This is a genomic window from Candidatus Limimorpha sp. (genome assembly GCF_056203535.1).
In genome coordinates, this window is sequence record NZ_JBADWU010000079.1 from 12,400 (window position 1) to 25,016 (window position 12,617).

Annotated in this window: 16 protein-coding genes; 10 read left to right on the forward strand and 6 right to left on the reverse strand. The window is 43.8% G+C overall.

Going from position 1 to position 12,617, the window contains the following annotated elements:
* The 4 genes from AC06MN_RS09145 to AC06MN_RS09160 all read right to left on the reverse strand — a co-directional run bounded on the left by AC06MN_RS09145 (position 1) and on the right by AC06MN_RS09160 (position 3,547).
* Positions 1-1,200, reverse strand: a complete 1,200-nt coding sequence (locus AC06MN_RS09145) for an acyltransferase (protein ID WP_475672062.1) — start codon at positions 1,198-1,200, stop codon at positions 1-3.
* A gap of 240 nt (positions 1,201-1,440) precedes the next feature.
* Entirely contained in the window at positions 1,441-1,776 is a 336-nt protein-coding gene (locus AC06MN_RS09150) for a DUF3795 domain-containing protein (protein ID WP_475672063.1), read from the reverse strand.
* A 43-nt stretch (positions 1,777-1,819) separates the two neighbouring features.
* Positions 1,820-2,899, reverse strand: a complete 1,080-nt coding sequence (locus tag AC06MN_RS09155) for a C10 family peptidase (RefSeq protein WP_475672064.1) — start codon at positions 2,897-2,899, stop codon at positions 1,820-1,822.
* A 12-nt stretch (positions 2,900-2,911) separates the two neighbouring features.
* Positions 2,912-3,547 (reverse strand): TetR/AcrR family transcriptional regulator, encoded by a 636-nt coding sequence (locus AC06MN_RS09160; protein ID WP_475672065.1) that lies wholly within the window; start codon positions 3,545-3,547, stop codon positions 2,912-2,914.
* A 206-nt stretch (positions 3,548-3,753) separates the two neighbouring features.
* Between AC06MN_RS09160 and AC06MN_RS09165 the strand changes: the two genes are divergently transcribed.
* Genes AC06MN_RS09165 through AC06MN_RS09180 form a run of 4 tightly spaced genes read left to right on the forward strand, consistent with a single transcriptional unit; the run spans position 3,754 to position 4,902 of the window.
* Positions 3,754-3,978 carry a DUF3791 domain-containing protein gene (locus tag AC06MN_RS09165; RefSeq protein ID WP_475672066.1) on the forward strand — a complete coding sequence of 75 codons (225 nt, stop codon included), beginning with the start codon at positions 3,754-3,756 and terminating at the stop codon, positions 3,976-3,978.
* Positions 3,975-4,448, forward strand: coding sequence for a DUF3990 domain-containing protein (locus tag AC06MN_RS09170; protein WP_475672067.1), 474 nt, complete (start codon positions 3,975-3,977; stop codon positions 4,446-4,448). Before AC06MN_RS09165 ends, AC06MN_RS09170 begins: the two co-directional genes overlap by 4 nt.
* Complete coding sequence (locus tag AC06MN_RS09175; protein ID WP_475672068.1) at positions 4,445-4,654, forward strand: hypothetical protein; 210 nt, start codon at positions 4,445-4,447, stop codon at positions 4,652-4,654. The genes AC06MN_RS09170 and AC06MN_RS09175 overlap by 4 nt, the downstream gene beginning before the upstream one ends.
* 2 nt (positions 4,655-4,656) lie before the next feature.
* Positions 4,657-4,902, forward strand: coding sequence for a hypothetical protein (locus AC06MN_RS09180; RefSeq protein WP_475672069.1), 246 nt, complete (start codon positions 4,657-4,659; stop codon positions 4,900-4,902).
* Positions 4,903-5,001: 99 nt separating this feature from the next.
* On the opposite strand, the gene AC06MN_RS09185 is transcribed toward AC06MN_RS09180, so the two are convergent.
* Positions 5,002-5,790, reverse strand: a complete 789-nt coding sequence (locus AC06MN_RS09185; RefSeq protein WP_475672070.1) for an enoyl-CoA hydratase-related protein — start codon at positions 5,788-5,790, stop codon at positions 5,002-5,004.
* 133 nt (positions 5,791-5,923) lie between these two features.
* Between AC06MN_RS09185 and AC06MN_RS09190 the strand changes: the two genes are divergently transcribed.
* From AC06MN_RS09190 to AC06MN_RS09210, 5 genes are all read left to right on the forward strand, one after another.
* Positions 5,924-6,379, forward strand: coding sequence for a hypothetical protein (locus tag AC06MN_RS09190; RefSeq protein WP_475672071.1), 456 nt, complete (start codon positions 5,924-5,926; stop codon positions 6,377-6,379).
* A 390-nt stretch (positions 6,380-6,769) separates the two neighbouring features.
* Positions 6,770-7,597: a MerR family transcriptional regulator gene (locus AC06MN_RS09195; protein ID WP_475672072.1), complete on the forward strand. Its 828-nt coding sequence runs from the start codon at positions 6,770-6,772 to the stop codon at positions 7,595-7,597.
* Between the two features lie 123 nt (positions 7,598-7,720).
* The gene (locus tag AC06MN_RS09200) at positions 7,721-8,353 is read left to right on the forward strand and encodes a type IV toxin-antitoxin system AbiEi family antitoxin domain-containing protein (RefSeq protein ID WP_475672073.1); all 633 of its coding nucleotides are present in this window, start codon (positions 7,721-7,723) and stop codon (positions 8,351-8,353) included.
* Positions 8,340-9,161, forward strand: coding sequence for a nucleotidyl transferase AbiEii/AbiGii toxin family protein (locus tag AC06MN_RS09205; protein WP_475672074.1), 822 nt, complete (start codon positions 8,340-8,342; stop codon positions 9,159-9,161). Before AC06MN_RS09200 ends, AC06MN_RS09205 begins: the two co-directional genes overlap by 14 nt.
* 139 nt (positions 9,162-9,300) lie before the next feature.
* Positions 9,301-9,615: a TIGR04076 family protein gene (locus AC06MN_RS09210; RefSeq protein ID WP_475672075.1), complete on the forward strand. Its 315-nt coding sequence runs from the start codon at positions 9,301-9,303 to the stop codon at positions 9,613-9,615.
* A 70-nt stretch (positions 9,616-9,685) separates the two neighbouring features.
* Here AC06MN_RS09210 and AC06MN_RS09215 read toward each other — a convergent pair whose 3' ends face one another.
* Positions 9,686-11,428, reverse strand: a complete 1,743-nt coding sequence (locus tag AC06MN_RS09215; protein ID WP_475672076.1) for a M14 family metallopeptidase — start codon at positions 11,426-11,428, stop codon at positions 9,686-9,688.
* A 91-nt stretch (positions 11,429-11,519) separates the two neighbouring features.
* Here AC06MN_RS09215 and AC06MN_RS09220 point away from each other — a divergent pair, with 91 nt between their 5' ends.
* On the forward strand, positions 11,520-12,473 hold the full coding sequence (locus tag AC06MN_RS09220) for an ROK family protein (RefSeq protein WP_475672077.1): 954 nt from the start codon (positions 11,520-11,522) through the stop codon (positions 12,471-12,473).
* Positions 12,474-12,617 lie beyond the last annotated feature (144 nt).

Sequence of the window (12,617 nt, forward strand, 5' to 3'; positions counted from 1 at the left end):
TTAATTCTTCATGATTTTTGCGGCCAAACCTCCATATACGATATGTATCGGACCATTGGCTACAGGTTGCCAGAATTTGACCATATCGGTGAGCTGATTAGGAAATGCGTATGCCGGAAAGCCATGCCCCCAATCAAGTTCGCATGCGCGGAATTTGAGTTGGTTGTTGATGTAGATGGTCTCGGGATCTGAATTATTCATATTGGAGGCATCGAACATGAAATAAGGAAGACCATGCTTTGATGCACAAACCGAAAGCTTCAGCATTTCCTCAGGCAATCCGGATGAAACAAACTGCCTTGTTTGATTTGTAAATTCAACGGCCAGCTCTTCAACACTTTTTGACAAGTCAAAATCACCGCCGATTAGGAACGCCTGCGACACATTGCCCATGAAACGCTCGTCAATTCCTTCGCATCTGCCGCGCATATCCAAAATGGTTATATATTTGAATGTCTTGTGTTTGGGTAGGTGTTCATAGAACTTTTTTGCCGCAATGGCGGTGAGGATGCCATGTGTGCCTGCGCCACTTTTCTTTTTGTAAGTCTCAATTTCGTCTTGCGGCACAACGATGCTGAAAGTGTCCTTGACGGTTTCGTTTTTCCTTGCATACCACAGCATTTTCAAGATTTGCTTGAGGCCTATTTTCGCCCAACCTTGTTGGATTATTTTGGATAGTGTTTCTTCTTTTGACCATGCATCTGGCGATGGCAGCACACTTTGGTCAAGGACCATTGGAGTAATGTCGTTGCCTTTGCAAAGATCCGCCCATTGCCCGATAATTGTGTAAAAGGTATCGGCATCCATCAAGGCATGTGCGGCCTGAACGTAGAGCGCGAATCCATCACTGAGGTGCGCCAAAGTTACTGCAAACGGCTGGCTATTACCTTTTTTGAAGTTATTGATGTCAAAAGGTTTCACAATCGACCATGCGAGTTTTGGATTACCGCAAACATCGGCCATGCTGTGCCTTGTGCCGTCGATTTCTTCAAAAGGGATTGTGCCAACGGCATTTTCATCCCATTCCATTGCCTTTGTCTGAGGATTGTATCTTCCTGTAAGGTATGGGTAGGTCGCAGCAATCTGCGCAAGCGCTTCTTTAAGTTTGCCAACTTCAGGCATGTTTTCGTATATCCATGCTCCTTTTATCGTCAAGCCCAATGAAAACAAGTCTGAAGAAGATAATTTCCAAGTATTCATATTTCAATGTTTTCACATGTTGTTTTGAGAAGCTGTTTTGAATTTTTGTCAGGGATTGCCTTCGGCAAAAAATCTTCTGAAAATCGAATTCAAAAATCTTTGTTTTCCAGCCAAAATGGATATTCACGAGAAAACAAGCTCGGATTTTTGAAAGATTTTAAATGAAGATTTTTGAAACATTTCTCGGCGAAGCCGACCCTTTCGTATTTTCATTCAACAAAATCAAAACAAGCTATTAATTTATTGGTTTTCAAGATTTTGCTGTGCTTCGTCGCTGTTTTCCAAAACGGCGCTAATAATCTTGCAACTGTTCATTTCGGCGCATTTGCCGCAACTTTCAAGTTTCTTGCTCATGGCACACTTGCGTATTTCGCACAAGTCGCTGCAATAATAGGTTTTCGGGCTTTCGCCACGGCATCCCAAGCAGTTGATGTGTTCGGGCAGGATTTCAATGTTGTTCAATTTGCTCCACTTGTCAGCGACCTTTTTTCTCAAATTGTTGTCGTCGTTAATCGTTGCGATGCGGGCTTCGCATTTTTCGCAATCCAGTCCGCAAAATGCTATCATCTCTTTCATTTTCAATTTGTTATTTGGTTATTTATACTTGTCTTATTATTTCTTATTGAATGCAAATCGGCTTTGAAATGATTCCGGTCTCGGTCAATACACGGATGAGATAAATGCCTACATTTGAACTTTCCAGATTGACTTCATAAAGTTCATTTTCAGCATTTTCCGATTTGATGCATTGCCCCAAGGCATTGAATATTTCAATGTGTTTCATACCTTCCGCTTCAATGATGAAATGTCCGCTTGAAGGATTCGGATAAATACTGACAGAAGGTGACACTTTTTCGTTCACTTTGGTGTCATATTTCGGAATGATATTCAGGATGATGCCTTCCAATTCGGTGAGGTTGTAGAAGAAATCTGGGTCGGGAATGAGGTACCAGCCATCATAACTGCCGCCATAGCCGAAATTCATGTGGAAATAGCCGTCGTCGCGGTAGCCGTCAACCACCACATTGTGACCGTTTTGCCCGTCGGGACTTTCCACGGCGAGATGAGCCGGGTAACCGTTTTGCAGGTTGTCGATGAGCAACTCGTACATTTCATCACAAGGGTCTTTGTAGAGCACGCAGTCATCGAAACCGAAACGCTTGTAGGCATCGTAAGCTTGCTCAACATAGAATGTGCCCGAACCGCTTGAGGTATAGACTTGCGTGCAAGCCGTGCCACAAGCAAACACGATGGCAGCAGCCAAGTCGTTAGTGGCATCTTCGCCTATGGCAAAGAGTTCATCGGCTTGGTCAAGGTATTGGTTCAAAGTTTCAAATGATGGAAAACCGATAGTCTCCCAGTCATCATCGATGTCGTAGTTGCGTCCGGCATAGTTGTGACGGTAGTCGTCGCTGTCATCAAAGCGTGTGCCTTGCGTAGTGCGCAGATAGTTGATAATCTGTCCCATGGCAACGGCTGGGCAGCCGGCGTAGCTATTCGAATTGGTGAGAGGATCGCGAGGACACATTCTATTATAAGGCGCGTCTTGCGTCCAGTGTGAGGTCATCAGGAAGTCACCCCTGACATTTTCGGCTTTTGCCTCGGCCAAAGCCTTTGGAAGCGGACTGATGTTTTTTGCAGGTTGTGCATAAATGTTTAATGCACACAGAATCAATAGGAAAAGAAATGCTTTTCTCATTTTGATTATAATTTATTGTTGTTTTTCCAAATATTCGATAATGTTTGGTGTAATTTCGTTTTCGGCACGGAGATGTGGGGTCGGACTGACCAGTTTTTTCCCGGATTTGAGGAACGACAGCGTGGAGGCGAATTGCAACGAAATCATCTCGCTGACGACTTCATCAGAATAGAGTTTTGCATCATTGCTGCTCAGCAATGCCAGTCCGCAAACAAAGGCCCACAGTTGGATGAAGAGCCTATGGGATTGTTCTTTTGTGATGCCATAATCACTACAGATAAATTCCAGACATTCAAGGGCTTTGGGGTGAATCTTGTTTGCAACGTTAGCATCCCTGTGGAAGGCAAGGAGATCGAATAGGTTCTGCTCTTCGTGGGCGAAACGGACCAATCTCAATCCGAATTCCTTAAAGGCTGGCGTATAGTTGTTTACATCGGCGACATAGTCTGAAAAAAGTTGCTGTGCGGCTTGCTTGACCGCTGAGGCGACTTCTTCCATGCTATTGAAAACGGTGAAAATTGGCCGAGATGAACAGCCTAAGGCGGTGCCTAACTCGCGTGCTGTGAGGGCCTCAAAACCCTTTCGCCGCACCAAATCGAGGGCCTTTTCTACAATTTCTTCTTTCGTAAATAATGCTTTCCTTGGCATAAGATGTTGTTTTACAACGATAAATATAAAAACATTTGTTTTGCAACAAGTGTTGCAAATATAAATGTTTTTCTTTTATGCCAAGAAAAATTTGGGGGAATGTTTTTTGATAAATGCAAATTTCCCGATTTCTTTCCGATTTCCGCCGACATTCCGAAAAACATTTCTATTTTTGCAAAATTGAAAATAGAAACATTCAATTTACAATGTCGAAAAAGGACAAAGACATAACGGAATACTTGGTCGTGTTTGTAGCCGAATTTGCAAAACGTTTCGGATTAAAACTGACACAATCATTCAATTACCTGAACCAATATGGCGCCATGCTTTTGCTGGAAGAGCAATACGGCTATGTCCATACCCAGTCTTTTGAGTCGATAATCGATGAAGTGTCTGATTATTGCCAACGGAAAGGAGGAAATTTGAGATGATTCTGTATCATGGTACAAATCAGGAATTTGATGTAATCGATTTTTCGAAATGCCATCGAGGAAAAGATTTTGGCTGCGGATTTTATCTTTCCGAAAACCGTCATCAGGCTGTTGAAATTGCAGAAAACAGAGTGAAATTCCAAGGCGGGAAAGTCGTTGTTCAGGAATATGCTTTCGATGAATCGCTGCTTGGCGGCTTACTGTTGTTCCGCAAATTCGATTCCTATACGAAAGACTGGGCGGAATTCATTTATGCCAACCGCAAGAATCTTAACACCGAAAACATTCACTTTTACGATGTTGTTTATGGACCTGTTGCCAATGACAGAGTTGGGCTTCAAGTCCGCAATTTGATTGAACACAATATTAATAATGAGGTCTTTCTTGAAAGGCTCAAATATATGAAAGGCATCACTTCTCAGTATTTTTTCGGAACGAATTTAGCTGTAAACCAACTGCATAGATTATGATTAGCCAGAAAGACATCGATTACATGAACGAATGTACCACCCGTGATGTGATACAATTGCTTGTCGATGAAAAAAAGATGAGCATCAACGAGGCTATGGATTTTTTCTACAATTCAAAAACCTTCGGCCTTCTTATGAATCCCGAAACAGGGTTGTATTATCAAAGTCCGGTTTATGTTTTCGATATTTTGGAAAATTTAGGTTGATTTTGGCGCAATTTCTAAGAAAAAATGAAGAAATCAATGAAGACCAGATAAGACAATGCTTCAACGAGATCATTTTCTCGGAATTGGATAAATTCCAGCAACTTTACGACACGCTTTCCGAAAACCAGTCGCTGCTGCTGCGTGCCATTGCCAAGGAAAAGTACGTGAATGCCATTAATGCTTCCGGTTTCATCAAAAAATACAACCTGAAAACCGCCAGAGCGTCAACACGGCACTCAAACATTTGATTGACAAGGATTATGTGTACAAATCAAAAGACGGCTATGCAGTAAGCGACCACTTTATGCGGCTTTGGCTACCGACTTTGCCTTGACCTGTCATCGAAATCATGCTCTCCACTTCGGCTCCCGCTTCTCTAAAAACGCCTTCATGCCTTCCTGACCAGCCTCGGAAATGCGCTGGTCGGCAATGGCAGAGGCAGTGTAATCGAACAGACTGTCGTAAGGATTGGCCAAACCCGACATCAAGCGCAAAAGGCTCTTGCAGTTGGCCACGGCAGCGGGCGAGGCTTGCAGGAAATGAGCGATGTATTTTCGCTCGGCATCAATCATTTCCGATTCATCGACCACTTCGTTCACCAGTTTGAAAGCCTTGGCTTCGGCAGCCGTAAAAGCTCGTCCCGTAAGCATCAGTTCGCGTGCCGCAGCCATGCCGCAACGTTGCACCACGAAAGGCGAAATGGTGGCCGGCGTGATGCCCAGCTTCACTTCGGAAAAGGCAAATTTCGTGTTGGTCTCGGCAATCACGATGTCGGCGGCTGCCGCAATGCCGTTGCCACCGCCAATGCAGGCGCCGTGGACATCGGCAATGACCGCCTTGTTGCAGAAATAAACGGACTTGAACAGATCCGAAAGCCGTTTGGCATCGTTGAAATTCTGGTTGCGGCTGTAGGTCGCCATCTCCTTCATGTAGTTCAAATCGGCGCCGGCGCAAAACGACTTGCCATTGCCTTTGATAATAATGACACGGATGTCGTCGCGACTGTTCAACCAACCGAAAACCTCGGTAAGTTCGGCAATCATGGTGGGATTCATGGCGTTACGCACCTCCGGTCTATCCAGATTGATCCATGCCATGCTCTCGCCGAGTTGTATCTTTAGGGTTTGAAAATCCATAATCAATGCTTTTGAAAACTGCAATATTCGCAAATTTTTGCCAAATTGACACGCTTTTTCGCAAAAAAACATTTCCTTTGCATTTGGAACGGATTTTGAACGTAACTTTGCACACGCAAAATGAACAATTGATATGGAAGACGAAAATTTCAACAACGAATTAGAGGATTTGCTCAACATGCTGAAGAAACTGATGGAAAAACAGGACCTTTCGAGCGTCCCCGGCGTTGACCCGCAGCAATTGGAACAACTGAAAATGTTCATGTCGCAATTCGATGAACTGAAGGACGACATGAAGATTGAGATATACAAACTCGACCCTTTCACCAAGAAAATCGTATCGGTCATCGTGGGCGAAATGAAAGACAAATTGGGTCCCGACTTGGGCTTTGAACCACAAAAACCTACCGCCGAAGAAGTCGTCACGCGCAAGGAAAAGGAGCTGAAAGACATTGCCGACACCAACGAGCGCTACGATTCTCTGTTATCCACCATCGACGAACAACTCCGCAACCCGCAACTCTCGGAAGACGAAATCGACGCCCTGCTCGACAAACGCGCTGAGATTTTGGCACGTCGCAATGGATGATAAGAAAAGCAAATTATCACAAATGTCTCGATAATGAAACCGTTTGTTTTGCCGCGGTTTTTTGGCATGTAGAGATGCACGGCCGTGCGTCTTTACGTTCCATTGATAATTACCATCTATTTTGATAGACTTGCAAAAGTTTTCGATAAAATCGAAATAGTTACATACTCTAAAATTTACTAAGAATTTACTTGCTCCGCACCTTTACGGAACGATTTTTTTCAAAAGTACAATTCCATTAATTACCCGTTAATTATTTGATAACCTGATTTATGAATAATTTGTGAGAGATTGCGTTTACCAAACAAAATCACTTTTTTTCAGATTTTCCTTGACTCGTACCTAAGGGCATAGACTAATTTTGCAGCCTGATTCAGAAATAGCGCTATCATGAAAGTAAACAACAAGTTAAAAATCAAAGAGTTTTCCCTGCTCTGCGGAGTGACGGTCAAGACCTTGAGGCACTACGAGAAAATCGGCCTGCTGCAACCTTTTGATGTGGATGAATGGACAGGCTACCGTTATTACAACGTGAGCCAGATGCAAACCATGGAGAACATCCGCCGACTGAAGGAAATGGGGTTTTCGCTCAATGAAATCAGTGAGATGTTCGCATCGGGCAGCCTGAAACCCACCCTTCAGACCCTTGAAAAGAAGATTGCCGAAAGTGAGCGAGAACTTCGCAAGCTTCAGCAACGCTGCACCATGCTCCGCAACTTGGTTGACTCGCAAAACAAGATTCAAAAAATGGAACAAATTAGTATTCAATCTCTTTCGGAGATTATCGTCGCGTCGCACCGCGAAATCATCAGTTCGTACAACGATTTAGGCCGCCTTTGCTGCGAGGTCATCGGCCCCGAAATGGCACGTTTAGGCTGCAAATGCCCCGAACCCGGCTATTGCTTCACCCTCGAACACAATGAATACCGCCCGACCAACATCGACATCGAATATTGCGAACAGGTCGAGGAAATGGGCAAAGACTCCGAAATCATTCAGTTCAAGAAGATTCAGGCAGTCGAGAAAGCAATTTGCATGAAGCATTACGGCCCTTACGAAAGGCTCTACCAAAGCTATGTCGAACTTTTCAAATACATTGAACAGCAAGGCTATAAGGTCATCGGAGCGCCTCGCGCTAACTACATCGACGGCATTTGGAATCAGGAAGACCCCGAAAAATGGCTGACCATGATTCAGGTACCGGTTGAGAAGGCATAAAATCTTTAGAGACGTTGCACGCAGTGTCTCTACTGAAATTATTCAAAAATTTGCACAGAAAATAAAGAGTATTCTTATTTATTGTGCATTTTTTGTATTTTTGCAGTCCAAACGAACAATGAAATGATTATTGACAGACTGAAATCCATAGCAAACACACCGATTTATACTGGCGAACTTGCAGCTTTGCTCGATGGTTACAAATCTCCCGAAATGAAAATCACGGCCATGGAGGGGAACAACGAAATCATTCGGCTAAAGCGTGGAATGTATGTTGTCAATGGCAATGCTCCCATTTCAAGAGGACTTTGTTCGAACCAAATCTATGGGCCTTCTTATGTCTCGCTACAATGGGCTTTGAGTTACTACGGGCTTATTCCCGAAAGAGTGCGTGTGCTGACCGCCATCACCACCAAGCGAAGCCGCAATTTCAAGAATTCATTGGGATATTTCACTTATCGCCAAGTGCCGAAAGATTATTTCCCAATCGGAATCAGTTTTGCCCAGGAAGACGGAATCACATTTCTGATGGCCTCGCCCGAAAAAGCATTGTGCGACATGATTCTTGCCGACCCCTATTTGCCAGCTAAATCCATCATCGGATTGGAACGCTATCTTTTAGAGGATTTGCGTTTCGACACAGATGCTTTTGCCGATTTCAATATTTCCATCATTGAAAATTGTGCCGAGCAAGGCAAAAAGAAAACCATTCTTGAAAATCTAATCAAAATCATAAAGCGTTATGAACATTTTTGAAACCATGGTAGAGCAATATCATCCTGCCAATGAGGAAGAAAGAAGCAATGCGCAACGGGAAACCATGCAGAAAATTGCACTTGCAGGTTTGAAAAGAGGAGGATTTTTCGACCATGCCGCTTTTTACGGAGGAACTTGCCTACGTATTTTTCATGGTCTGAACCGCTATTCCGAAGACATGGACTTTTCGTTGACTGAGAAAAATGGCAATATCCATTTGGAGAACTATTTTCCGTCTATCATCGATGAGTTTCATTATGTCGGTCTTGATGTCGAAATTGACAAGAAAGACAAAAAGACTTTCGGCAGGGTAGAATCGGCTTTCCTGAAGGAGAACACTGAAGCATACGACATTAAGTTTCAAACACGCAAAATGATGAAGGTAAAAATTGAACTTGACACCGACCCACCACTTTGTTTTAATACCGAGCAAAAACTGTTGAATCAGCCTTATTCGTTTTCGGTACGTTGCTTCACCTTGCCCGATTTATTTGCCGGCAAAATGCACGCTTTAGTCTATCGCGCTTGGCAACGCCGCATCAAGGGTCGCGACTGGTATGATTTTGAATGGTATGCAAAAAACCAAATTCCGCTGGATTTCAATCATTTGCACGAACGCATCCTTGAATTTAGCGGAAACGACGTGAGCAAAGAAGAATTCATGGAAGCTTTAAAAGAAAAACTTTCATCAACTGACATTGAATTAGTAAAGCAAGATGTTTTTAATTTTGTAGATAATCCTCAAGACCTCGAAATCTGGTCCAACGATTATTTCCTGCGACTGGCTGAAACATTAAGATTCCAATAAAAAGAAAAATAGTTCAAAATGGTTCAAAAGCTAAAATCTGATAATCGCATTTTGGACTTATTTGTCAATTTTGAACTATTTTCTGTCGCGCAAAGCGCATTTGAACAATTTTTGAACCGCATTTAACAACGTTATTATTATGAAAAAAGTGAAAATCACCGTCATCAGAATGGCTTGCTACAAAGACCTAATGGCACAGTACGAAAACCCAATCGAACACGCCTGCGAACTGAAAGAAGGGCAAGTGTTTATCGCCAACGGCTGGCAACGTCCCGATGGACTTTGCGAAAGCGCCTGGGAGACCATGTCGCCTTTCGTGATGGCTCTCGCCCACGGCGGCGAAAACTTCTACGACGGCTGGATGAAAAACCCGAAGTCAGCCATGATTTCGTGCAACGACGGTTTCCGGCCAGTAAGTTTCCTTATCGAAGCAATGGACGAAAATGCCGATTGATTCTGATAATCTGGTTTTAGAGACAGGATTTATCGCGTCTGAAAAAACATTCCCTTTTTTGTGAAGTTGTTTATCGTACAATTCCAATCGGGTAAATCATATAATTTTTGTCGAAATACGGCGATTGTTCGTAGAACCAATTCATAATGGCGTATTGTGATGGTTTTTCCGTTTCAGGGAATGATGCCATCCAGTCGTCAAACTGGTTTTGCAGGAATGGGTCTTCGACGAGCATCTGCTTGGCGAGTGGTTCCATTTTGTAAATTTCAAAATATTCAACACGCTGTAATACAGTGTTGAAGAAACCCCATTCGAACAACGAACCTTGCATTTCGGGTTCCAAAAGATTCATCAGCAGACGAACACCATTTTGTGAAGTCTTCACCACGGCTGAACCTTTCGGGGAAGTCATTTCCTTGCTGATTTCTTCCGGCTCAAAACGGCACACACGGCTACGGCCTTCGTAAGGTGTCTGATAAAATTCAACATGCTTGAAATGATAGGTGTTAACCGTCATGGTCTTTTCTTTTTTCAAGTATTCAATTTCAAAGCCATGAGCCTTCACAATGTCAATGACTTTATCATATTGCGCCGGAATGATGTATTCCTTTGGCACTTGCAAAACCTTTTGGGGTTCGTCGTCACGGAATTTCATCACTTTACGCGTTTCGGGTTGGGTCGGGTCGTAGGAGTAATACCAGCCGCCCGTCAAGTCGCTTTGGATGGTATCGAATTTATAACCAAGGAAATCGACCCACAGCGTATCCTGATAAGATGGGTGCAAGTTGATTGGCAATTCCTTCATTTCCAAATCGTTCTGTCTTGCTTTTGCAATCACTTCCAGGAAACCATCCTTGTCTTCGTTGATGATTTTCATCGTTTCGAGAATCATGTAATAGGTTGAAAAAACGCGGTCCTTGTAAGGTTTCAGCATGTGCGTTTCGAGCAAAATACCGGGGCAATTGCGTGCCATGGCATAACTCTCGGAGAACATGGCTGAAAACGAATTTTCGCTCAAAGCCGCCGTAGGGTCGCCCCATGGATTGAATTCGATGTAACGTGTTACAGGCATATCGTGCCTTGCCATGGCTGTTACAATGCGCTTTTCCCAGGCTTCGCTCAGCCAAAACGAAAGGGCATGGTCGTAATTGCCGAAATCCTCAATGGAATAAGTCGTAACATATTGGTAATCTGCTCCATCAGTAGCGTGCGTGTCGAAGAAAATGTCAGGCTGCCACTGGTTGAAAATGTTGACAAGCGCACGCAATTCGGGTGAATCCAATTTGGTGAAATCGCGGTTCAGGTTCAGACCTTGTGCCGTGACGCGCCAACCCATTTGTTTCGGTCCATTCTGATTGATGCGGTTGTATGGCGAAAAATTGGCCAAGCCATCAGGACTGACGACAGGTAAAAACACTATTGAAATGTTTTTCAGTAAATTAGCATTCGTTCCATTGGCCAGCATATCGCGAATCATCATGAACATGGCATCTTTCCCGTTCGGCTCGCCAGGATGAATACACGACTCGACCCAAACAATGGCTTTGCCTTGCTTGCGGATTTTCTCAGGCTTTGTATAGCCGTTTTCATCCACGATGAGCATTGGAATGTCACGGCCAGCACCCGATTTTCCAATCACTTCATAATTGACTTGCTTGAAACACTTGGCCAGTTTTTGGGCGTAATCTATCGTGCCTTCGTAATTATCCGTTTCCAAAAAATCCGATTTTTCAAAAGTCGTTGGTTCCATTTCCTTTTTGCCGCATGAAGCTAAGACAAACAAAATCAATAAGAAAGACAAATACCTTTTCATCTGATTGCGATTTGATTGCGTACAAAAGTAGCGGTTTTTTCATTCCATAAAGCAATTTGTTTTATTTTAGCACTTTCAAATTCATCAAACTATGGAAACATATTCAATAGGAATTGACATAGGCGGCACCAACACCGACATCGGACTGGTGCGCAGCGACGGCGTCGTGATTGGCCGTCAGAACTTACCAACCAACAAATATTTTGATGCAGACGTTTATGTATCAGATATTTGTGACAAAATCAAGCAACTGATGGCAGACAACAAGGTTGCCGCCATTGATGGCATCGGCATTGCGGCCCCTGCCGGAAATTTCTATACAGGTTGCATCGAAAACGCCACTAACCTCAATTTCAAAGGCTACACCGACCTTCCGAAACTGGTTCACAAGCACCTTGATGTGCCGGTCGTCGTCTCCAACGATGCCAATGCAGCTGCTTACGGCGAACTGGTTTACGGCGGTGCCAAAGGCATGAAGCATTTCATTATGTTCACCTTAGGCACAGGTGTTGGCAGCGGCGTTGTCGTCGATGGCAAGCTGGTTCACGGTAAGACCGGCGGTGCGGGCGAACTTGGTCACGCCATCTTGATTCCCGAAGGAAGAGAATGCGGCTGCGGCCGAAAAGGCTGCCTTGAAACCTATTGCTCGGCAACAGGTATCCGTCGCACAGCTCTTGAAATGCTGGAAGAAAACCCTGATTACAACGGCATTCTTGCCCAAACGCCAAAAGATGAACTCACCAGTAAGACCGTTGGCGATGCAGCACAAAGCGGTGATCCATTGGCACTTAAAGTGTTTGAAAAGACAGGCTATCTGTTGGGCATTGCCCTTTCAAACGCTGTGACTTTCAGTGGTCCCGAAGCCATTTTCCTGATGGGCGGCCCTGTAAAGGCGGGCGAAGTTTTGCTGAAGCCTTTGCGCGAATCGTTCTACAAACATTTGCTTTTCACCTTTGAAAACAGTGTCGACATCCGCGTTTCGGAACTTGGTTCCAACGAAGTTGCCATTTTAGGTGCCGCTGCTTTGACGAAAGCAAAGATCTGAATATCATAAACATATAAAATAAAAGCGTTGCAATCTCATCAACTTGCAACGCTTTTTAGTTTTAAGTATCTATTCAAAATAAAACTTCAATATGGATTTCAAGGTTGCGAGACTGCGAGAATCTGCTCCCTGACATCTTTCTTC